This is a genomic window from Quisquiliibacterium sp., assembly GCF_982640115.1.
On sequence record NZ_CEXFHW010000047.1, the window covers coordinates 1 to 21,823 of the forward strand.

The 21,823-nt window shown below is 70.7% G+C and carries 13 protein-coding genes and 1 pseudogene; 6 read left to right on the forward strand and 8 right to left on the reverse strand.

What is annotated here, in order from left to right; translation table 11 throughout:
• Positions 1-399, reverse strand: a pseudogene (locus AC2H6A_RS07480) (hypothetical protein); the annotation flags it as partial.
• A gap of 36 nt (positions 400-435) precedes the next feature.
• Between AC2H6A_RS07480 and mltG the strand changes: the two are divergent.
• The 6 genes from mltG to AC2H6A_RS07510 all read left to right on the forward strand — a co-directional run bounded on the left by mltG (position 436) and on the right by AC2H6A_RS07510 (position 5,314).
• Positions 436-1,428, forward strand: a complete 993-nt coding sequence (gene mltG, locus AC2H6A_RS07485; RefSeq protein ID WP_484272530.1) for an endolytic transglycosylase MltG — start codon at positions 436-438, stop codon at positions 1,426-1,428.
• Positions 1,425-2,114 (forward strand): dTMP kinase, encoded by a 690-nt coding sequence (tmk, locus tag AC2H6A_RS07490; protein ID WP_484272531.1) that lies wholly within the window; start codon positions 1,425-1,427, stop codon positions 2,112-2,114. Before mltG ends, tmk begins: the two co-directional genes overlap by 4 nt.
• Positions 2,115-2,156: 42 nt before the next feature.
• On the forward strand, positions 2,157-3,194 hold the full coding sequence (gene holB / locus AC2H6A_RS07495; protein ID WP_484272532.1) for a DNA polymerase III subunit delta': 1,038 nt from the start codon (positions 2,157-2,159) through the stop codon (positions 3,192-3,194).
• Positions 3,195-3,238: 44 nt separating this feature from the next.
• Positions 3,239-3,718 carry a PilZ domain-containing protein gene (locus AC2H6A_RS07500; RefSeq protein ID WP_484272533.1) on the forward strand — a complete coding sequence of 160 codons (480 nt, stop codon included), beginning with the start codon at positions 3,239-3,241 and terminating at the stop codon, positions 3,716-3,718.
• Between the two features lie 39 nt (positions 3,719-3,757).
• A complete protein-coding gene (locus AC2H6A_RS07505; protein ID WP_484272534.1) occupies positions 3,758-4,546 on the forward strand; it encodes a TatD family hydrolase in 789 nt (262 codons plus the stop codon).
• 75 nt (positions 4,547-4,621) lie between these two features.
• Entirely contained in the window at positions 4,622-5,314 is a 693-nt protein-coding gene (locus AC2H6A_RS07510) for an ankyrin repeat domain-containing protein (protein WP_484272535.1), read from the forward strand.
• A 125-nt stretch (positions 5,315-5,439) separates the two neighbouring features.
• On the opposite strand, the gene recD is transcribed toward AC2H6A_RS07510, so the two are convergent.
• The 7 genes from recD to AC2H6A_RS07545 all read right to left on the reverse strand — a co-directional run.
• Entirely contained in the window at positions 5,440-7,320 is a 1,881-nt protein-coding gene (gene recD, locus AC2H6A_RS07515; RefSeq protein ID WP_484272536.1) for an exodeoxyribonuclease V subunit alpha, read from the reverse strand.
• Positions 7,317-11,105 carry an exodeoxyribonuclease V subunit beta gene (recB, locus tag AC2H6A_RS07520; protein WP_484272537.1) on the reverse strand — a complete coding sequence of 1,263 codons (3,789 nt, stop codon included), beginning with the start codon at positions 11,103-11,105 and terminating at the stop codon, positions 7,317-7,319. The genes recD and recB overlap by 4 nt, the downstream gene beginning before the upstream one ends.
• Positions 11,098-14,658 (reverse strand): exodeoxyribonuclease V subunit gamma, encoded by a 3,561-nt coding sequence (recC, locus tag AC2H6A_RS07525; protein ID WP_484272538.1) that lies wholly within the window; start codon positions 14,656-14,658, stop codon positions 11,098-11,100. Before recC ends, recB begins: the two co-directional genes overlap by 8 nt.
• 63 nt (positions 14,659-14,721) lie before the next feature.
• Entirely contained in the window at positions 14,722-16,362 is a 1,641-nt protein-coding gene (locus AC2H6A_RS07530; RefSeq protein WP_484272539.1) for a flavin-containing monooxygenase, read from the reverse strand.
• A 24-nt stretch (positions 16,363-16,386) separates the two neighbouring features.
• A complete protein-coding gene (locus AC2H6A_RS07535) occupies positions 16,387-17,994 on the reverse strand; it encodes an AMP-binding protein (RefSeq protein ID WP_484272540.1) in 1,608 nt (535 codons plus the stop codon).
• A 95-nt stretch (positions 17,995-18,089) separates the two neighbouring features.
• A complete protein-coding gene (locus AC2H6A_RS07540; RefSeq protein WP_484272541.1) occupies positions 18,090-21,170 on the reverse strand; it encodes an efflux RND transporter permease subunit in 3,081 nt (1,026 codons plus the stop codon).
• Between the two features lie 40 nt (positions 21,171-21,210).
• The coding region (locus AC2H6A_RS07545; protein ID WP_484272542.1) for an efflux RND transporter periplasmic adaptor subunit at positions 21,211-21,823 on the reverse strand (613 nt) is incomplete at its 5' end.

Sequence of the window (21,823 nt, forward strand, 5' to 3'; positions counted from 1 at the left end):
CTCCACGGCCGGCGCTTCGGGCGTGTCGGCCCGCCAGCCCAGGAAACTCGCCTGCAGTCGCCCCTTGGCCGTGCAGTAGCCCGACCACTGCGCCGACCCGGGGGCCAGCTTCTCGATGTCATTGGTGAGCTGACTGTGCAGAAAGCGCAGCGCCTCGGGGCCGCTCGCCCGCAACAGGCCGAGATCGAACACCGGCACGACCAGACCCTGCGGCCAGGGGGCGGGGCCAGGCAGCGGATGCGCGGCGAGCGGCCCGGCGGGGTCATCGATGAGCGAGACGCCCAGCGCATCGGCCAGCGCCTGGAGCGGCTCGCGATCGAAACCGAAGGCAGGCAGGGGCGGGCCGGAAGGCGTCGGTACGGGCGCGGGGGAAGCGGCGTCGGGGCGGGGCAAGGTCATCGCCGTATTATAGGAACCCGATCCTGCCGTCTTCCGATGCCCCGATTCCTCGTCCCGATTTTCGTCCTGCTCGCCGGCCTGAGCACGCTCGCCTTCCTCAGCCTGCGCGATGCCCCGCTGAGCGTCAGCGATCCGCCCGCCCGGCTGCGCATCGAGCGCGGCATGGGCCTGTCAGCCATCGGCGACGCGGTGGCGCGCTCCGGCGCGGGCTGGTCGTCGTGGCAGTTTCAGCTTGCAGCCCGCCTGCGCGGTGAGTCTCATCGCATCCAGGCCGGTGTCTATGAGCTGCGCGGGCCGCTCAGCCGGCGCGGCCTGATGGGCAAGCTGCTGCGCGGCGAGGTGCTGATGGCCGAGGTCCGGATCATCGAGGGCTGGACCTTCCTGCAGATGCGGCAGGCGCTTGCCCGCCACCCCGATCTGCAGCAGGACGCAGCCACCCTGAGCGACGCGCAGCTGCTCGCCCGGATCGGTGCCAGCGAGCCGCACCCGGAAGGTCTGTTCATGCCCAGCACCTACCGTTTTGCCCCGGGCACGGCCGACCTGGACATCTATCGGCAGTCGTACCGGCTCATGAAGCGCACGCTGGACGAGGCCTGGTCGGCGCGCTCGGCGGCAGTCCCGCTGTCCAGCCCCTACCAGGCTCTGGTGCTGGCATCGATCGTCGAGAAGGAGACCGGCCGGGATGCTGACCGCGAGCGCATTGCCGGCGTGTTCGCCAACCGCCTGCGCATCGGCATGATGCTGCAGAGCGATCCCACCACCATCTACGGGCTGGGGGCGCGCTTCGACGGCAACCTGCGCCGCGCTGACCTCCGAGCCGACACGCCCTACAACACCTATACCCGCCGCGGCCTGCCGCCCACACCCATCGCGCTGCCGGGCAAGGCCTCGCTTGCGGCGGCGCTCAACCCCCACGCCTTCGGTGCGCTCTATTTCGTGGCCCGGGGCGACGGTTCGAGCGAGTTCTCCAACGATCTGTCGGCCCACCAGCGGGCCGTCGACCGCTATCAGCGAAAGGGCGGCTCATGAATGACGCCTCTCCTGCCAACGGCCTGGCTCGCACTGGCGTGCGCGGCCACGGGCTGCCTGGGCGCTTCCTGAGCGTCGAAGGCATCGATGGCGCCGGCAAGAGCACTCACCTCGACTGGCTGGCGGAACACTGCCGCCAGTCGGGACGCGAGGTGATCGTCACCCGGGAACCGGGTGGCACGCCGTTGGGGGAGCGGCTGCGCGAGCTCCTGCTGCATGAAACGATGGGCGTCCAGACCGAACTCCTGCTGGTGTTTGCCGCCCGCTGCGAGCATGTGAACGAACTCATCCGGCCCGCGCTCACGCGTGGCGCGATCGTGATCTGCGACCGCTTCACCGATTCCACCCATGCCTACCAGGGGGGAGGGCGCGGCCTGAAGGCGGGCTGGATCGATCAGCTCGAGGCCGTGGTGCTGGGCGGGCTGAGGCCTGATCGCACCTACCTGTTCGATCTGCCTGCCGACATCGCGGCCCGGCGACGCGCCGCCGCGCGTGAGGCTGACCGCTTCGAACAGGAGGATCTGGATTTCTTCGAGCGGGTCCGGGCGGCGTATTCACGCCGGGTGTCACAGGACCCCGAGCGATTCCTGAGGCTGGATGGGCGCGAGACGGTCGACACGCTTCGCGCGCGGATCGCGGATGACCTGGCCACGCAAGGGCTGCTCGGCCACAATGCAGGGCACTAAAGCATAAGTTCTATTACGTAATACGTTGGATTATTTACTGATTTGAGCTCAGACGATACCCTCGACGCCCTGCCATCCTGGCTCGAACCCAGCCTGAGCGGTCTGCTCGCGCTGCGTCCCAGCCTGCCGCATGCGCTGCTGATCCAGGGGCCGCGCGGCATCGGCAAGGGGCGCCTTGCCCGGCGCTTCGCCCAGTGCCTGCTGTGCGAGTCGCCCCTGGCCGACGGCCGCGCCTGCGATCGCTGCGACGCCTGCGGCTGGTTCGTCGCGGGCAACCACCCCGATTACCGGCAGGTCTCGCCGCTCGGCGATGAAGACGCCGGCGGCGAACGCGCGGAACGGACCCGATCCGAGCGCACCCGCCCGGAGATCAAGATCGACCAGATCCGAGCCCTTGCCGGCTTCGTCGGGGTGGGCGGTCACCGGGGCGGGCGCAAGCCCGTGCTCATCGACCCGGCCGAGGGGCTCAACCTGCCGGCTGCCAACGCCCTGCTCAAGACGCTGGAGGAGCCACCGGGCGACACCGTGTTCCTGCTGGTGGCGGCGCAGGGCGCACCGGTGGCGCCCACGGTACGGTCGCGCTGCGTGCCCTGGCGGGTACCGGCGCCGCCTGCCGAGGCCGCCCGGGTCTGGCTGAGTGCACGGCTGGGCGCTGACCAAGCGGCGCAGGCGGCCGACTGGCTGGCCCTGGCCGATGGCGCACCCTTGAGGGCTCTGGCACTCGCTGAACCCGGGGCGGCGGCCGCTCATCGGATGCTGATGCAGGCCGTTCAGGAAATCCCCGAGACTGGAGCCATGAGGATTGCCGAGGGCTTTGGCGCGCAGGCGGCGCCACTTTGGGTACCGCTGCTGCAGTCATGGGTGGCCGATCTGGCGCGTGTGCTGGCAGGGGCCCAGGCTCAACGCTTTCCCGGCCAACAGGCGGTGCTGCAGCGGCTTGGGCAGCGCACTCGGCTTCGCAGGGTCGCCGCCTATGGCAGCTGGCTCGATCAGCAGGCACGGGTGAGCAGCCATCCACTCAATCCGCGCCTCTACGCCGAAGACCTGTGGTTGCGCTATGAATCCCTGTTCCAGCGCTGACGCCTGGCCCCCGCCATCCGCCCATCCCGGAGAATGAGTCCATCGTGAGCACGATCAGCCAGGCCGGTGCCACCACCCTCACCGGGGCCATCTCCATGACCCAACCCGACCCGAAGACCGTCGGCCCCACCGGCCAATCCCAGGCGGCCGCAGGGCAGGGCAGTGCCGCGCAGGGTGGCGCGAGTGGCCTGCGGCCGAGCGTGCTGCAGCTGAGCATCCGCGACAAGGCGGCCCTCTATTCCGCCTACATGAGCCACATTGCCCGCGGCGGACTGTTCGTGCCCACGCCGCGCGCAGCCCGCCTGGGCGACGATGTCTTCGCCATCGTCAGCCTGCCGGATGACCCGGCCAAGCTGCCGATTCCGGGCAAGGTCTGCTGGATCACGCCCAGCGGGGTGCCGGGTCGCCCTCAGGGGATCGGCATCCAGTTCGCAGCCAATGACGCCGGCGAACAGGCCCGTCTGCGCATCGAGAAGATCCTGGGCAGCGCGCTCGGGTCAGATCGCCCCACCTCCACGCTGTGAGTCGGGTGGACGGGCGCGCCCTGCGGGTACACTCCGGGGGTGTTCGTCGACTCGCACTGCCACCTGGATTTCCCCGAGCTCGCGCCGCAACTGCCCGCGCTGCTCGAGCGCATGCGTGCCGCCGATGTCCGGGCGGCCCTGTGCATCAGTGTCGAGCTCGCCAGCTTCCCGGCGGTGCTGGCATTGGCTCATGCCCACCCGCAACTGTGGGCCACGGTGGGCGTGCATCCCGACTATCCCGACATCCCGGAGCCGGGTGTCGAAGAACTGGTCCGGCTGGCGGATGATCCGCGCATCCGGGCCATCGGCGAGACCGGGCTCGACTATTACCGTCTCACCGGCGACCTCGGCTGGCAGCGCGAGCGGTTCCGCGTGCACATCCGGGCCGCACGGGCCACGGGCCTGCCGCTGGTGATCCATACCCGCGCCGCGGCCGAGGACACGCTGCGCATCATGCGGGAGGAGGGTGCCGATCAGGTTGGCGGCGTGATGCACTGCTTCACCGAAGACTGGGCCACGGCCAGCGCCGCCATCGACCTGGGTTTTTGCATTTCGTTCTCGGGCATCGTCACCTTCAAGAGTGCCGAGTCCCTGCGCGAGGTGGCGGCCCGGGTTCCGGCCGACCGCCTGCTGATCGAGACCGACTCGCCCTATCTCGCGCCGGTGCCTTACCGGGGCAAGACCAACGAGCCGTCCTTCGTTCCCAGGGTGGCCGCCATGCTGGCGCAGGTCCGGGGGGTTCCGCTTGACGAGGTGGCCAGCCAGACCACCGCCAATTTCCTGCGTACCTTCCGGATCCCGGCCGATGCGCTGGGCCCGGAGGCCTGAGGGCAAGGCATGTCGCGCTGCGCCCGCATGGGTGATCGCCCCGTGTTGCTGGGCGCACACCGGCTCCGCGCGTTCTTGCGGAGGCTGGCACTCGCGCTGGCCCTGTTGACGGCGCCGCTTGCCCATGCCGGCCCCGAGCAGGACCAGGCCGAGTTCTTCGCGGCGCTGGCCACCGACGACATCCATACCGTGCGCAAGCTGCTGGTGCGCGGTGTGTCGCCCAACCTGCACCACCCGCAGCAGGGCCCCGTGATCGTGATGGCGGCGCAGGCGAAGGCCTTCGGGGCGATCCGGGCGCTCCTCGATTCGCGCATCACCGAGGTCACCGCGGTCAATCCGCAAGGCGAGACCGCACTGATGTACCTGGCGATGTTCGGCGAGACGGAGCTGGCCCGTGCGCTCATCCGCCGTGGCGCCCAGGTGAACCAGCCCGGCTGGACGCCACTGCACTACGCGGCGGCAACCGGACAACTCGGGATGATCCGCTTCCTGGTCGAAGACCAGCATGCCTACATCGACGCGCCCTCGGCCAATGGCACCACGCCACTGATGATGGCGGCCCGGGAGGGTCAGACCAGGGCGGCGCGCCTGCTGGTGGAACTCGGGGCCGATCCGAGTCTGCGCAATCAGGCCGGTCTGGGTGCGCCCGAGTACTTCCTCCGGCGCGACCAGGCCGACGAAGCCCGCTTTCTCGCCGAGAAGGCGTCGGCGTTCCTGCGTCGCTACGGCACCCAGGACGCGCCAGTCCCGGCGGCGCCTCGGCCCTGATCGAGCTTTTGGCGGCGCCAGCGCCCTCGGCATAATGGCGCATAATGTGTATTATGTAAACTTTGATACGGATAGCCTCGAGCCGACCCGCGCCGACCCCGAGGCAGCACCCGCCGGCAAGCTGTTCACAGCCGCGCCCGCAAACCACTCACCCGCCGCGTCAGCCGCCCGACGGCCGTGCCCAGCAGTTCGGAACGCCCGGCCACCAGCGTGAACGCGCTGCGTGCCCGGGTGATGCCGGTGTAGACCAGTTCACGGGTGAGCACCGGCACATCGGCCTCGGGCAGCACCATGGCCACATGGGCGAACTCCGAGCCCTGGCTCTTGTGCACCGTCATGGCAAAGGCGGTTTCCACCTGCGCCAGGCGCGTCACCGCCACCGAGCGCAGGCTCTCGCCCTCGCCGAACCAGCAGCGCAGCGCCCCGTCACCCGCGGGCTCGCGCAGCACGATGCCGATGTCACCGTTGAAAACGCCGAGCGCCGGGTCATTGCGGGTGACCATCACCGGTCGGCCCTCGTACCACTCGCCGCGGCGCGCGAGCAGGCGCGCCTGCGTGAGGCCGCGCTCGATCGACTCGTTGAGCCCGCTCACGCCCCAGGGCCCCTCACGCACCGCACAGAGCACACGGAAGGCATCGAAGTGCTGCAGCACTGCCCTGACCCAGGCCTCGAAGGCGCCACGATCATCGTCTTCAGGGCGCATCGCCAGTTGCGCCAGATAGGCTCGATAGCCGCCCTCTGCGCCTGGCCGGCCGCGCAGGGCAAGATCGAGCGCGGCATGCGGATCGTGCGCCTCGACAAGGCTGACCGGCCCCTCGGCGTCTGCGCGCAACAGCGCCTGCGCAGACCTGGCATCGCCCGCATTGACCGCCTGCGCGAGGGCGCCGATCGGTCCGCCGAATCGGTGGCTTCGGCGCAGCACCACGGTCTGTCGGGCGAGGGCTGATTCACTGCCCTCGCCCGCGCCCTGGCAGAGATCGCCCATCACCGCGCCCGCCTCCACCGAGGCGAGCTGGTCGCGGTCGCCCAGCAGCACCACGCGTGCATGCGCGGGCAGGGCCTCGAGAAGCTCGGACATCATCTCGAGGTGGATCATGGACGCCTCGTCGACGATCAGCAGATCAAGGTCGAGCGGATTGGACGCGTCGTGCCGGAAGCGCCGGGTTCCCGGCTGCGTACCCAGCAGGGAATGCAGGGTGCGCGCCGGACCGAGAGAATCGGACCACTGCGTCAGGCGCAGGCTGGCCGCCAGCGAGGCATCGAGCCCGTCGAGCGCCTTGCTGATCGACTGCCGCAGACGCGCGGCGGCCTTGCCGGTGGGCGCGGCCAGCGCGACCCGAAGCGGCGCCGGCCCCTGCCGCAGCGACTGCAGCAGCACCAGCAGCCGGGCCGCGGTGTGGGTCTTGCCGGTGCCCGGGCCACCGGTGATCAGGGTGAGGCGCCCGCGCAGTGCGGTCTCGCAGGCGATCCTCTGCCAGTCGGGCCCATCCCCTGCTGGCGGGGGCGCAAACAGCCGATCGAGCAGGGCCTGCGCCGCAACCGGGTCGATGTCCGGCGAACGCTCGGCAGCGCGGGCTCGCACCTGCGCGGCCACCCGGGTCTCATGGCGCCAGTAGCGCCGCAGGTAGAGCAGTCCGCTGCTGAGCACCAGCGGCGAGCGGCCCTGCTCGTGACTCGGCTCGATCTCGATCGACGCCGCCTCGCGCCACCGTGCCTCGCGCATGGCGGCGTCGGTCGGCCAATCGGCCAGCCGTGTGCTCAGACTGGCCATCGCTTCGGGCGGCCAGGCGAGCAGGCCTTGCGGGTCGGCCAGCAGCTCGGCGATCGGCAGTGCGCAGTGACCGCGTCCTTCGAGCTGGGCGAGCAGCGCCGCCGCCAGCAGCAGGCTGGCCGGCGCCTGCGGATCGGTTTCGGCGATGAAGCGGGCCAGGGCCAGGTCGAGGCTGCGCAGGCAGCCGGCCGCGCGCCAGCCCTCGAGGGTGTGCAGCATGTCGGACGGTGTCATCCGGCCTCCGGTGCTGCGCCGGCCCGAGCGGATGGCAGCAGTGCGTCGATCTGGCGGATGAGCGCGAGCGGCGCGACGATCGGACAGCAGCCTGCGGCTGGCCCATTCACCCCGCGCAGGAACAGGTAGAGCGCACCGCCCAGGTGTTGCTCGGGTCGATAGTCCGCCCGCAACCTGACCTTCAGCAGGCGATGCAGCGCGAGCAGGTAGAGGATGGCCTGAACATCGTAGCGGTGCTCGCACATGGCCGCATTCATGGCCTCAAGGGTGTAGGCGGCGTCGTTCGGACCAAGGTGGTTGGACTTGTAGTCGAGCACCCAGAACCGGCCGGCGTGCTCGAAGACCAGGTCGGCAAAGCCCATGAGCATGCCCTTGAGGCTGCGTTGCGGCAGCGCCGGGCGGGCGCGCCCAGGCTCGAGATGCTCGCGGCAGAGCGCATCGATGCGCTCGGCCTCAAGGCCATCGCTCGGGAACCAGAACTCCATCTCGGGGGTGGGACTGCCCAGCTCGGCAAGCGGGACGCCCAGAGGCGACAGCGGCGTGCTGCAGACCTGCCGCAACCAGACAAGCACATCGTCGGCGCGATGGCCCCAGCCCTGGCGTTCGCAACGGCGCACAAGCCGCTGCTGGATCCCGGTCGACGCGTCCAGGGCAAAGCCCTCGCCGGCCAGCCACTCCAGCTGGTCGTGAAGAAAGTTGCCGGCGACCGCGCCACGCGGGAAACGGTGCCAGACCGGGGCGGCGCGCAGCGGCGCCGATGCGGCAATGGCGGCAATGGCGGCAACGTCGGCGTTGCGGGCGTCATCGGCGTTGCGGGCGTCAGCGTCAGCGGCAGGCTCGCCGCCCTCGGGTTCGTCATCGCGCAACAGCCGGGCCGGCAGCGAGCCCGCGCTCGCGTTCGCGCCCACGCGGCCCGCGTCGCGCACCAGCGCGGTGTAGCTGCTGATCGACCAGTCGCGCTCGAAGCGGGCGTCGTACTCGGGCGGCGCGGCGAGCGGGGGCACGGCGTGTCGCGGCTGCAGGCGAGTGAACGCGGCCGCGGCGGCGCCCTCGCCCATCATCTGCACCGACACGGCAGGACAGGCTCGAGCCAGGGCCTGGGCCGCAGCGCTCACCGCCTCGGGACCGCACGGGTCGGGGCCTGAAAGCAGATAACCGATCGCACTGAGGGGCCAGACGCAGTCTTTCCGGTTGCCGATCTTCAGTGCCGACAGCCCCATCCAGAGCGCATGCCGGCCCCGGGTGAGCGCCACATAGAGAAGCCGCAGCCCCTCGCGCAACTGCTCGCGGGCGTGGAGCACCTTGTGCTCGTCGTCGGGGGTGAGCACGAGTGTGCGTTCGGCGCCCGGGGCATCGTCCACGGGCAACAGAAAGACCGGATGCCTGTCCGCGCGGGCGTCCTGCCCGGGATCGCGCAGGTGCGCGGCAAACGGCAGGAACACCACCGGATACTCCAGGCCCTTGGACTTGTGGATGGTGACCACCTTGACCAGGTCGGCATCGCTTTCCAGCCGCAGCAAGAGCTCGTCGGCACTGTTCAGGCCGGCGTTGGCCTCGTCGAGCTGCTGCTGCAGCCAGCGCAGCGTGGCGTGCTCGCCCTCGAGTTGCCCCGCGGCAACCTGCAGCAGTTCGGCAAGATGCAGGATGTTGGTCAGGCGACGCTCCCCGTTATCCGCGAGGTCTTGCGTGCCCAGCCAGCGGGCCGGCAGGCCGAAGACATGCAGGGCCTGCCGGATCATGGCCAGCACGCCCTGCGTCTGCCAGACCTGGCTGAGCGCCTGCAGGCGCTCGCACTGGCGATCGAAGGCCTGGTCATCGCTGGCCAGCGCCACCAGTTCGGCCATGGGAAAACCGAGCAGCCGGGTGGCCAGGGCGGCGCGCGCCAGCCGGATGTCCCGCGGCGCGGCCACGGCCTGCAGCAGCCGCAGCAGGTCAGTGGCCTCGGGTGTCTGGAACACCGTGTCCTTGTCCGAGAGGTAAACCGAGGGCAGGCCGCGGCGCTGCATGGCCTGACGCACCGCCTGAGCCTCGGCGCCGGTGCGCACCAGCACGGCAATGTCGGCGGGCCGCAATCGCCGCCAGGGCTGGCCCGCTTCCTCGAAGCCGCAGCGGGGGTCGTTCAGCCGATCGACGATGGCCTGCGCGCAGCGATCGGCGAAGACCCGCATGGCCTCTCGCAGGGTGCGCAGGCTGGTGTCGACCGCAAGCGTGATCGGCGCCACCGCTCCACTCCCATCGCGCAGGCGTTCGGCGCGGCCATGGGCCTGCACCGCGACGAAGGGCAGTTCGGCCGGCGCACCGGCGCGCCGGAACAGGAACGCGCCCTCGCCGGGACGGTCTTCGGCAGCCTGGAACATGGCGTTCACCGCATCCACCAGCGCCTGCGTGGAGCGCCGATTCACGCCCAGCACATGGTGCCTGCCCTCGGTGGCGCGGCGTGCCGACAGGTAACTCCGGATATCGGCGCCGCGAAACTGGTAGATCGCCTGCTTCGGATCGCCGATCAGCAGCAGCAGTCGGCCGGTGTCATGCTCGGCGATGCGGTAGAGGCGATCGAAGATGCGCAGCTGCAGCGGCGAGGTGTCCTGGAACTCGTCGATCATTGCCACCGGGTATTGCGCGAGGATGCGCTCGCGCAGGCGGGATGCCCGCTCGCCATGGGCCGAGGTGTCCAGCGCCTGGTCGAGCCGCTCGAGCAGGTCGGCAAAGCCGAAGCTGCCCGCGCGCGCCTTGAGCTGCTGCATGCGTGCGCGCACCTGCGCGGCGGCGTGCAGGCGCATGGCCGAGCGCAGATCGGGGAGCGAGTCGTGTTGCTGGAACAGCTCACGGCAGGCATCGACGCATGCGGGCAGATCATCGGCCAGGCCTTGCGCAGCGAGCCGCTCGCGCAGGGCTTCGCCCGAGAGCGCCGCTCGCGCGTTCGGGGTGAGCGCGAGCGGCGTGGGTGCCGGATCCTGCGCCCAGGCTCGCAGTTCATCGGTCCATCGCGTGATGAACACCGGCTTCGACACGAGTGTGCGTGCCGGATGGGCCCGGTTGCCATGGACCGCGATGAACCAGTCGCGCAGCGCCTCGGCGCGCTCGGCCCAGCCCTGCTTCAGGCGAAGCAGCGCATCGTTCTTATCGCGCGTGGTGGTGGCAACTCTGTCCGCGAGGCTGCCCTGCCCGGCTCCGTCAGGCAGCGGCTTGTCAAGCAGCCCTTCGATAGCCGCCTCGAGGGTGTCGAGATCCTTCCAGTGCTCGAGCACCTGCGACAGGCACTCGTCGCCCAGCGGATAGACCTGCTGACGCCAGTAGTCGCGCACCGCCTCGGCGCGCATGGCGGCCTCCTGGGCCTGCAGGGCCTCGTCGAAGAGGCTGCCGCTGTCGAAGGCATGTTCGCGCAGCATGCGCTGGCACCAGGCGTCGATGGTGTGGACCGCGGCGTCATCCATGGCCTCGGCCGCCATGGCCAGCCGCCAGGCGGCCTGCTGGCGCTCCGGCCCCTCGGGGAAGGCGGCGATCAGCTCGGCGAGGAAGCGATCGTCAGCCGCAACCGTCTCGCCCCGAAAACCGGCCGCGGCCTCCACCAGCCGTCGGCGGATCCGGTCCGAGAGTTCGCGGGTGGCCGCACGGGTGAAGGTCATCACCAGGATCTCGCCGGGCAGCCGGGGCTCGCAGCCATGACCGAGCACCAGGCGTACATAGAGCGCAGCGATCGTCCAGGTCTTGCCGGTGCCCGCGCTGGCCTCGATCAGGTGGCTGCCCTGCAGGGGCAGCGCGAGCGGATCCAGCGTCTCAGTCATCGACCGCCTCCGTCGTCGGGGATTCGGCAGGCAGCATCTCGAGGACCGCATGGGTGCCGAGCCAGGCGAGGAAGGGCTGGTACAGGCGCTGGCTGGCAGACTCGAAGCCGGGATCGGCGGCCAGGCTTTCGTAGTCCGGGAAGAGCCGCGCCAGGCTGGGCTCGGTACCCTCCCCCGGGGTCGCGCTGTTATGGCGGCCCTCATAGGCCTCGTGCGCCTTGTCCGGCTGGGTCAGCAGGGCGATGCCGGTCTGCGCAACCGTCGGCAAGGGGGCGTTTGCCGTCAGCCCGTCGCGGCAGGCCAGCATGAGCGCGTGCAGCACCGGCCGCGCTTCCGGCGGTTCGGGTGCGCGCACCCGAACCAGGGCGCCGTCTCCGATCAGGATCCCGTCGGTGGGCACGCCGCAGGCGGCGCTGGCCAGACAGCGCACCCAGGCGCCGAGCAGCTTGGATTCACGCAGGACCGTCTCGGCGTTCTTCTTGCCGCCAGTGGTGCTGAGGCGGCTGGCCTGGAGCTCGATCCAGACCGGCCGGGTTTCATCGCCCGCCGCACGCGCGCCGGCAAGCCAGTCATCCAGGTGCAGCGAGGGATCGGCCGGGTGGACGCCATGCAGGTGCAGCCGCTCGCGCGATGCCGGCAGGCTCGCGAGAGTCTCCTGCCAGGTGCAGAGCATGGGCAGCAGGGTGCTGTTCAGCTCGCTCGCCGCCCGCCGACCGGGACCGGCCAGAGGCAGGCTTCCTGAACGGCGCAGTCGTGCGAGTTCATGGCGGAGCACGGCACTGATCTGCGCCGGCCGGTCCTCAGGCTGAGGCAACCCGCCCGCGGCCGGCAGGGCTTCGATGGCACGCCGGCAGGCCTGCAGCAGCGTATCGGTCCAGGTCCAGTGCTCGAGGCCCTGGCCGATGAAGGTCTCATCATCGGCATCGGCGGCGTCGAGATCATCGAAGGATACCCGCAGGCGGTGCCGGAAGAAGGCCTGCACCGGATTGCGCAGGAAGGCACTGAGCGAGGCCAGGGTCAACACGAGCCCGCTCCGGGTGCCGCCGCTCTCGGGCACGGGCTGTTCCACCGGGCCGGCTTCGACATGCGCCGCCCGCCATTCCCTTGCGTGCGTGAAGAGCGCCCCGGGCGCAGCGTTGTCGACCGGCTCGAAGTAGCGTCGGCTGAAGGGCTGCAGTGGATGCTCGGTGGTGCGCTCGGCCACCACCGCGGGCCCCCAGCCCGCGCCGAGGTAGTCGCGCAGCTGCGCGACCAGCACCGAGGGCGGCTGCATCTGGTTGTCGCGCGGGCTGCGGCCGCTCCAGCTGATGTAGAGCACCTGACGGGCCGAGAGCACCGCGTCGAGCATGAGCTGCCGATCATCATCGCGTCGGGAACGATCGCCGGGGCGTGCCAGTCGGGGCAGGCCCATCAGGTCGAAGTCGATGCGGCTGCCGCGTCGGGGATAGTCGCCATCGTTCATGCCGAGCAGACAGACCACGGGGAACGGGATGGCACGCAGCGGCAGCAGGGTGCAGAAGGTGACGCCCCCTGCCCTGAAGCGACGCGACACCGTCGGCTCGTCGACCGCGCCCAGCCAGGCCTCGCGGACCACGGCGATATCCAGCGGGTCGGTGAAGCCGCCGGCCTCGCAGGCTTCCAGCCAGTCGGCAAGCGCCTGCTCGAGCGCCGCCAGCACGCTGCGCTCGGTATCGTCGGTGGCCTGGAACAGTGCCTCGAGCAGTCTGCGCAGGCGCGCCGCCCAGGCGCCGGGTGCGCGCGGCACAAGCGCATCCCGCCACCACGCCGTGAGCACCCGCAGCAGTTCGTCGAGCGCCCCGGCAAGGCCCGCGCTCAGGCCGGCGATTTCGGCATAGGGTTCGATGCCGGCCTGGTCACCGGCCGCAGGCAGCTCACCCGTGGCATAGCCCAGGAGCATCCGCCGCAGGCCGAAGCGCCAGGTGTTCTGCTCGCCGCCCTGCCCCAGCCCCAGGCCCTCGCGGTGCTCGGCGTTCAGGCCCCAGCGGATGCCCGCGCCGGCGATCCACGCTCCCAGCACCGCGATGCCGGCGGCATCGAGACCGAAGCGGGCGGCCAGTGCCGGCACCCCGAGAAGATCACGCACCTGACTCGCCCCGAAGCGCTGATGCGGTGCGCGCAGCAGCTCCTCGAGGGCGACCAGCAGCGGCTGCCGGCCCCGCTCGGGCTGGTCGGCGATGCCCCAGGGAATATGCCTCGGATCGCGGCGCGGATGCTGACCGAACACCGAGCGGATGGCTGGTGCGAAGCGCTCGATGTCGGGCACCATGACCACGATGTCGCGGGGTGCGAGCGGCTGGCCATCCGGCGGCTGGGCAAGCAGGTGCAGCAGCTGGTCGTGCAGGATCTCGACCTCGCGCTGGGCGCTGTGCGCCACCTGGAAGACGATGGATCGGTCCTCGCTGCGCACCGCCGGCCAGGCATGCTCCTCGAGGGGCAGCAGGTCGCGCACCGATGCCTGCACCTGGGCCAGCAGGGCCTGCGGCACAGACTCGTCGAACAGGTCGACGCGCGGCATCGCGAAGCGCCGGGCCGCGGCCTGGGCGTCGTCGAAGGCATCGAGCTGGCGGATGAAGTCCCGGCTCTGGCGGCCCCAGGCTGCCAGCAGTGGATGGCCATGCGCGTGCATGTCCTGCAGCGGCAGCGCCGAGAGATCGCGGTTGCGGCGCCAGGGATGGCGGCGGCGCTCGAAGCGCAGCAGCTCGCGGCCATCGATGATGTCGGCCCAGTGGTACTGGCAGGGGTTGGGCACGGCCAGCAGCACCTGGCAATGCGCCGACAGGGCCGCGATCGCCTCCAGGGTCTGATGCGGGATGTGGGTGGTGCCAAAGAGCACCACCCGGCGCGGCAGCGCCGGAAACGCCCGAGCGCCGCCGTTGTCGGGGACGGACAGCGCCGCGATGAACCGGCGGTGCAGCTGGGCGCGCGACCCGCCGCGCTGCGTCCCATCCAGACCGGCCTGCACCGCCCGCCAGAGCGCGGGCTGCCAGCGCTGGTCATCGGGCACCGGGAGGGCGGCCGCACCCTCGCGCATCTGGCCGACGCGCAGCCTGTCAACGCCGCGCCCCCAGTCCTGCAGCCAGTCGGCGCGATACACCTGGTACTGGTCGAACAGGTCGGCCAGACGCTCGGCAAGCTGCAGGCGACGGGCCGGGTCGCCATCGGCCAGGAAACCCGCCACCGGCCCGAAGCCGGGCTGGCCGGCCAGCGCCGGCAGCAGGCTCATCAGCCGCCAGGTGAGCGGCAGCTTGTCGAGCGGCGACTGCGAGGGCACCGCATCGGGCCCGAGCACCGCCCGATAGGCGCGCCAGATGAAGCGCGCCGGCAGCTCGATCGCCGTGGACGCGCACACGCCCTGCGCGCTGGCCAGGGTCATCTTGAGCCACTCGGCCATGCCGTTGCTCTGGACCAGGATGGTCTCGCGCTCGAGTGGCGCCAGCGGGTGCTCGGCCAGCCAGCCCAGCAGCGCCTCGGCGAGCAGCTCGAGGCGGTTTCCGTGCAGGACCAGAAGGCCGGTTGGCGTGTTGTGGCTCATGCGGTGCTTCTCCCGGCCGGGAGCATCGCACGCCGCGGGCTCAGGGCCTGAGCCCGCCCAGGCTCAGCGGCTGAACGCGAAACCTTCGTAGCCGCGCTGCGCCACCTCCTGGCAGATCTGGCGATAGCGCGGCATGCCGCCGGCATAGGGCATGAACACCCGCGGCTTGCCCGGCACATTGGCGCCGAGATACCAGGAGTGCGGCACCTTGGAGAGCAGCGTGGCCTCGGCCGCAGCCTGCACCTGCTGCGACCAGGCCTCCATCGCCTCGGGGCGCGGCTCCATGCGGGCGATGCCTTCCTTGCGCAGGTGGGCGATGCAGTCGGTGACCCAGTCGACATGCTGCTCGATGGCCACCGGCATGTTCACCAGCACCGAGGGGCTGCCCGGCCCGGTGAGGGTGAAGAGATTGGGAAAACCGCTCACCTGCAGGCCGAGATAGCTGCGCGGACCGGCCTCCCAGAGCGCGTTGAGCGCAACCCCGCCACGGCCGACCAGGTTGAGCTTCTTGAGTGGGCCCGTAAGCGCGTCGAAGCCGGTGGCGAAAACGATCACATCGAGCTCGTGGTGAGCCTTGCCGGTCTGGATGCCGGTGGCGGTGATGCGCTCGATCGGATCGGCCCGGACATCGACCAGGGTGACATTGGGCCGGTTGAAGGTCTCGAAGTAGCCGGTGTCGATCGGCGGGCGCTTGGCCGCGAAGGGATGGTCGATGTCGGCGAGTTTCTCGGCGGTGGCCGGGTCTTTCACGATCTCGCGGATCTTGTTCTTCAGGAAGCTCGAGGCGGTGTCGTTGGCCGCCTTGTCGACCAGCAGGTCACGGAAGACGCTGCGAAAGCGCAGCCCGCCGATCGACCAGGCGCTCTCGTAGAGGGCCTGTCGCTCGGGCTCGGAGGGGTCGTGCGCGGAGCGCTGCGCGATGATGAAGGGATGGCCGTTGGGGGTGGCATGCATCACCTGGCGGATGCGGTCGCTGTTGTCAGCCACATAGCGCTTGAAGCCCTCGCTCAGCGGCGCGTTGTGCGCGGGCACGCTGTAGTTGGGCGTGCGCTGGAACACGGTGAGATGGGCCGCCGCCTCGGCGATCACCGGCGTGGCCTGGATGCCGGTGGATCCGGTGCCCACCAGCCCCACCCGCTTGCCTGAGAAATCGACGCCCTCGTGCGGCCACTGGCCGGTGTGGTACCAGCGCCCGGTGAAGTCGGCCAGGCCCGGAATGGCCGGGATGTTGGCCGATGACAGGCAACCCACGGCCGTGATCAGGTAGCGGGTGCGGTACTGCTCGCCCGACTCGGTGCTCACCAGCCAGCGATTGGCGGCTTCGTCGTAGCGGGCGCCGGTGACCCGGGTGTTGAAACGCACGCTGCGCTTGAGGTCGAGCCGGTCGGCGACGAAGTTGAGGTAGCGAAGGATCTCGGCCTGCCCGGGATAACGCTCCGACCACTGCCATTCCTTGAGCAGCGCGTCCGAGAAGTAGTACATGTACGAGTGGCTCTCGGAGTCGCAGCGCGCGCCGGGATAGCGGTTCCAGTACCAGGTGCCGCCCACGCCATCGGCCATCTCGAGCACCTGCACCGACAGGCCCAGGCGGTCGCGCAGGCTGTGCAGCTGATACAGACCCGAGAAGCCTGCACCGATGATCAGCGCCTCGGTGTCGGTCACCGGCGCCGGGGTGGTCGGGGAAGACTGGGGAACGGAAGCCATGGAAGCGGTCCTTGCAGGGTGAGGTCAGAGTTCGGTGAGCTGGCCGGCAAGCCAGAGCTCGCGCAGGCGGAATTTCTGGATCTTGCCCGAGCCGGTGAGCGGGAAGCTCTCCATGAGAAACCAGCGTCGGGGCGTCTTGTGGGGCGCGAGATGCTCGCGCATGTAGGTGAAGAGCGCGGCCTTGTCGAGGCTGGCGCCGGGCGCCGGGCGGATGAACGCGCCCACCTCCTCGCCCCACTTCTCGTCGGGCAGGCCCACCACAGCCACTTCGGCCACGCCCGGGTGACGAAAGAGCAGTTCCTCGAGCTCGCGCGGATAGATGTTCTCGCCGCCGCGGATGATCATGTCCTTCAGGCGCCCCTCGACCGTGCAGTAGCCACGCGCGTCCATGGCGCACAGATCACCGGTGTGCAGCCAGCCCTCGGCATCGATGGCCGCCGCCGTGGCCTCGGGCATCTCGTAGTAGCCGTGCATGACATGGTAGCCGCGGGTGCAGTACTCGCCGATGCGGCCCACCGGCAGCGTGGCGCCGGTGGCGGGGTCGATGATCTTGACCTCGGCATGCGGCATGGGCAGTCCGATGGTGTCGGCCTTGTCCTGGATGCTGTCATCGGGGCGGGTCATCGAGGCCACCGGCGAGCATTCGGTCTGCCCGAACACGATGGTGAAGCGCGCGCCCAGCCGCTCCTCGAGCCGGCGCACCAGCTCGGCCGGCACCGTGGAGCCGCCCGAGCAGATCGCCTGCAGCGAGCCGAGGTCGGTCTGCGCGAAGCGGGGATGCTCCATTAGCGCCACCAGCATGGTGGGCACCGCGAGCAGCGCGTTGCCGCGATAGCGCTCGGTGAGTTCCAGCACCAGGCCGGGCTCGAAGGCCTCGACCAGCACCTGGGTGGCCCGCTTGGAAACCGCGCCGAGCACGCACAGCACGCAGCCGCCGGTGTGGAACAGCGGCATGGTGGTGACCCAGGTGGCGCCATCGGCAACGCCCATGCGCTCCATGGTGTGGGCGCCGTTGTTGACCAGGCCGCGGTGGTGCAGCAGCGCCCCCTTGGGAAAGCCGGTGGTGCCCGAGGTGTACTGGATCATCACCGGGTCTGTCGGCCGCACCACCGGCAGCGTGATGTCGGGATCGTCGCCCTGCGCGATGAACGCGTCCCAGTCGTCGAAGCAGACCACCTCGCGCAGTTCAGGGCATTCCGGCGCCACCGCGCGCACCGTGTCGAGCATGGGGTTGCCGCGAAAGCCCGGCACCACGAAGACGCCGGCCGAGCGCGACTGGCGCAGCACATAGGCGAGCTCGGCGCCGCGAAAGGCCGGGTTGACGGTGACCAGGATGAGCCCGGCCATGGCCGCGCCGAACTCCATGAGGATCCACTGCGGGATGTTCGGCGCCCAGATGGCCACCCGTTCGCCGGGCCTGAAGCGGCGAGCCAGCGCGCGGGCGGTGCGCTGTGCATCGGCATGCAGTGCCTGGTAGGTCCATTGCCGGCGGGCAGCGGGGTCGGGCGCGCCAACCACCAGCGCCACGCGCTCGGGCTCGGTCTGGGCAGCCCACTGCAGCAGCTCGCCCAGGGTGATGTCACGCACCGGCGGCTGATCGGGGCCGCGGGCGTGGGACTCGCTCAGCGGCATGGTGTCTCCTGGGAGGATGGCGGCGCTGGCGCGTCGTCTGCGCGCGTCGCCAAGCCTGATCGAGGGTAGCACGCGGGGTGCCACCCTGCCCCGCTTCAGGCCGGGGGCGGCGGACCGCGGCGCCGGCGAATCATCCCGAAAACCCGCCCGGGCAGCCCGGCGAGGTCATCCACCCAGGTGAACACCGCCGGCACCACCAGCAGGCTGAGCAGGGTGGAGGTGATCAGCCCGCCGATCACCGCGATCGCCATCGGCGAGCGGAAGCTCGGGTCCGACCCCCAGCCCAGCGCGATCGGCAGCATGCCCGCGCCCATGGCGAGCGTGGTCATGACGATCGGACGGGCCCGCTTGTGGCAGGCGTCCACCAGCGCCTCGAAGCGGTCCATGCCGCGGCGGCGCGCCTCGATCGCGTACTCGACCAGCAGGATGGAATTCTTGGTGACGATGCCCATCAGCATGAGCAGCCCGATCAGCGAGGGCATCGAGAAGCTCTGGTGGGTGATGAGCAGGGCCACGAAGGCGCCGCCGATCGACAGCGGCAGCGCGGCGAGGATGGTCACCGGCTGCATGAAATCGCGGAACAGCAGCACCAGCACCATGAAGATGCACAGCACGCCGATACTCATCGCCAGCCCGAAGCTCGCGAACAGCAGCTGCATCTCCTGGGTGTCGCCCTGCTCGGCCACCGCCACGCCCGGCGGCAGCGCGTTGATCGCGGGCAGCTTCATGGCCTCGGCATGCACCTCGCCGAGCTGGCGTGAGGCCAGCTCCACCTCGAAGGTGACATTGCGGCTGCGGTCGAGCCGGTCGATCTGCGCCGGGCCGCTGTCGATCGAGAGATCGGCCACCGTGGCCAGCATCACCGGCCCATGGCGGCCCGGCACGGTCAGCCGGCCGAGCGCGCCGAGATCGGCGCGGGCGGCATCGGGCAGGCGCACCCGGATCGGGATCTGGCGCTCGCTCAGGTTCAGCTTGGGCAGGCTGGCGTCATAGTCGCCGGCCGTGGCCACGCGCACGGTCTCGGCGATGCCGGCGGCGGTCACGCCGAGATCGGCGGCGCGGGCGAAGTCGGGCCGCACGATGATCTCCGGGCGCACCAGGCTGGCCGAGGAGTTGACATTGCCGATGCCACGCAGCGTGCGCAGGTCGCGTTCCACATCGCGGGCGGCCACGGCGAGCGCTGCGGCGTCGTCGCTGCGCAGCACCAGCTGCATCTTCACGCCGGTGTCCTGCGGTCCGACCGTCAGGCGCACGCCGGGCTGATCGGCCAGGCGCTCGCGAATCCGCGCCTCGACCACCTGCTGCGTCACCGCACGCTCGGTGCGGTGGCTCAGGGTGAGGGTGAGCACCGCGCGCCGCGCCTCGGCCGCCGCGCCCTGCGCGAACATGTCGCCCGAGGCGCCGCCGCCCACCGAGCTGAACACATGGCGCACATCCGGCAGGTCGACCAGCGCCTTGCGCACCGACTCCGCCGCGGCCAGGGTCTCGTCCAGCGTGCTGCCAGGGGGCAGTTCCACCGTCACCAGGGTCTGCGCCCGATCGGCCGGGGGCACGAAGCCGGTGGGCAGCAGCGGCACCAGCGCGATCGAGCCGACGAAGAAGGCCGCCGAGGCCAGCGCGGTGATCAGGCGATGGCGGATGCACCAGGCCACTGCCGCCAGATAGCGACGCATCAGCCAGCCGTCGGTGGTGTGGGTCTCGGCGGTGGGCTTGAGCAGATAGGCCGCCATCATCGGCGTGAGCAGGCGCGCGACCACCAGCGAGGCCAGGATGGCCAGCACCGCCGTCCAGCCGAACTGCTTGAAGAACTTGCCGGGAATGCCCGCCATGAACGCGGTGGGCAGGAACACCGCCACCAGCGCGAAGGTGGTGGCGATCACCGCCATGCCGATCTCGTCGGCGGCCTCGAGCGCTGCCTGCATCGGCGTCTTGCCCATGCGCAGGTGGCGGGCGATGTTCTCGATTTCGACGATGGCATCGTCCACCAGGATGCCCACCACCAGGGCGAGCGAGGTGAGCGTGACCGTGTTCAGGGAATAGCCGAAGAGCGACAGCCCCAGGAAGGCCGGCAGCACGCTCAGCGGCAGCGCTGCCGCGCTGACCAGCGTGGCCCGCCAGTCGCGCAGGAACAGCCACACCACCACCACCGCGAGCAGCGCGCCCTCGTAGAGCATGTGCATGGAACCCTGGAAGTTCTCCTCGACGGGTTCGCTATTGTCCACCGCAGGCTCGAAGCGCACGCCGGGGTGGGCCTCGGCCAGCGATGCGATGGCCTCGCGCACCCCCTGCGCGACCTCGACCTCGCCGGCGCCGCGCGAGCGCATCACCTCGAAGGCGACCAGCGGCTTGCCGTCCCGCAGGGCCAGCGCCCGCCGCTCGGCGGCGGTGTCGCTGATGCGCGCGACCCGGTCGAGCCGGATCTGCCGACCGTCGGGCAGAGGCAGTTCGAGCGCCGCGAGCTCGGCGGCGGTGCTCACGGTGGCGATGGTGCGCACCGCCTGCTCGCCGCCGCCGACATCACCTCGCCCACCGGGAGCCTCCTGCTGCACCTGGCGCAGGCGGCGCGAGACATCGAGCGCCGACACATTGAGCGCGGCCAGCCGGGCGGGGTCGAGCTCCACGCGCACCTCGCGCAGCAGACCGCCGATGCGACGCACCTGCCCCACCCCGCGCACCGCGAGCAGTCGCCGCGAGACGGTGTTGTCCACCAGCCAGGAGACCTCCTCCTCGTCGAGGCGATCGGAGGCCACGGTGTAGACCAGCACCGGCCGGCCGGCGGTGGAGGCCTTGCTGATCGCCGGGTCGCGCAGATCGGCCGGCAGATCGGCGCGGATGCGGCTCACCGCATCGCGCACCTCGTTGACCGCTTCGGCCGGGTTCTTCTCGAGGATGAACTCGGCATTGACGCTGACCATGCCGTCGAGGATGCGGGTGTAGACATGCTTGATGCCGGAAAGCACCGCGATCGCGTTCTCGAGCTTGCGCGCCACCTCGGTCTCGAGCTGCGCCGGGGCCGCGCCCGGAAGGCTCGCCTCGACCGTGACCACCGGCAGCTCGATATCCGGGAAGTCCTGCACCGCCGAGGTCTTGAAGCCGATCAGCCCGGCCAGCGTGAGCAGCACGAACAGCAGCACCGCCGGGATCGGGTTGCGGATGGAATAGGCGGAGAAGTTCATCGCGGCGCCTCGCCTTGCCCGCTACGAGCAGCGCGCCGTCTCATCGGGATACGCCCGAGACCTTGACCAGGTCGCCGTCGTTCAGGAAGCCCGCGCCCGCGACCACCACCTTCGCCTCGGGGCGAAGGCCGGCGGTGATCTCGACGCGGTCGGCGCTGCGCCGGCCGATCTCCACCCGGCGGCGCTGCACGCGGTCGCCCGCGCCCAGCTCGAACACATGACTGAAGCCGTCACGCACCACCACCGCAGCCTGCGGGACGGTGAGCGCGGCGGTGGCGCCGAACTCGAACTCGCCGCGGGCGAACATGCCGGCGCGCGCCGAGCTGCCGGCCGGCAGGTCGACATACACCAGCGCGTTGCGGGTCTGCGGGTCGACCGTGGGGGCGATCACGCGGACGGTGCCCCGAAGCCGGGCGCCGCTGGCGACGGTCACGCTGACCGGCTGGCCGATGCGGATGCGCGGCAGCTCGGCGGCGGTGACCTCACCGCGCCATTCCAGGCGACCGCGTCGCACCAGCCGGAAGAGCTCCTGCCCGGGCGCGGCCACCGCGCCGAGGGTGGCGCTGCGCGCCGAGATCAGCCCGTCATCGGGCGCGAGCACCCGGGTCTGCGACAGACGCAGCCGCTGCAGGGCCACCTGGGCCTGCGCGGCC

Coding starts and splice junctions, on each gene's coding strand:
- AC2H6A_RS07540 (WP_484272541.1), bottom strand. CDS start 21,170: ATGAACTTCTCCGCCTATTCCATCCGCAACCCGATCCCGGCGGTGCTG.
- recD (WP_484272536.1), bottom strand. CDS start 7,320: ATGACACCGTCCGACATGCTGCACACCCTCGAGGGCTGGCGCGCGGCC.
- recB (WP_484272537.1), bottom strand. CDS start 11,105: ATGACTGAGACGCTGGATCCGCTCGCGCTGCCCCTGCAGGGCAGCCAC.
- tmk (WP_484272531.1), top strand. CDS start 1,425: ATGAATGACGCCTCTCCTGCCAACGGCCTGGCTCGCACTGGCGTGCGC.
- mltG (WP_484272530.1), top strand. CDS start 436: ATGCCCCGATTCCTCGTCCCGATTTTCGTCCTGCTCGCCGGCCTGAGC.
- recC (WP_484272538.1), bottom strand. CDS start 14,658: ATGAGCCACAACACGCCAACCGGCCTTCTGGTCCTGCACGGAAACCGC.
- AC2H6A_RS07535 (WP_484272540.1), bottom strand. CDS start 17,994: ATGCCGCTGAGCGAGTCCCACGCCCGCGGCCCCGATCAGCCGCCGGTG.
- AC2H6A_RS07530 (WP_484272539.1), bottom strand. CDS start 16,362: ATGGCTTCCGTTCCCCAGTCTTCCCCGACCACCCCGGCGCCGGTGACC.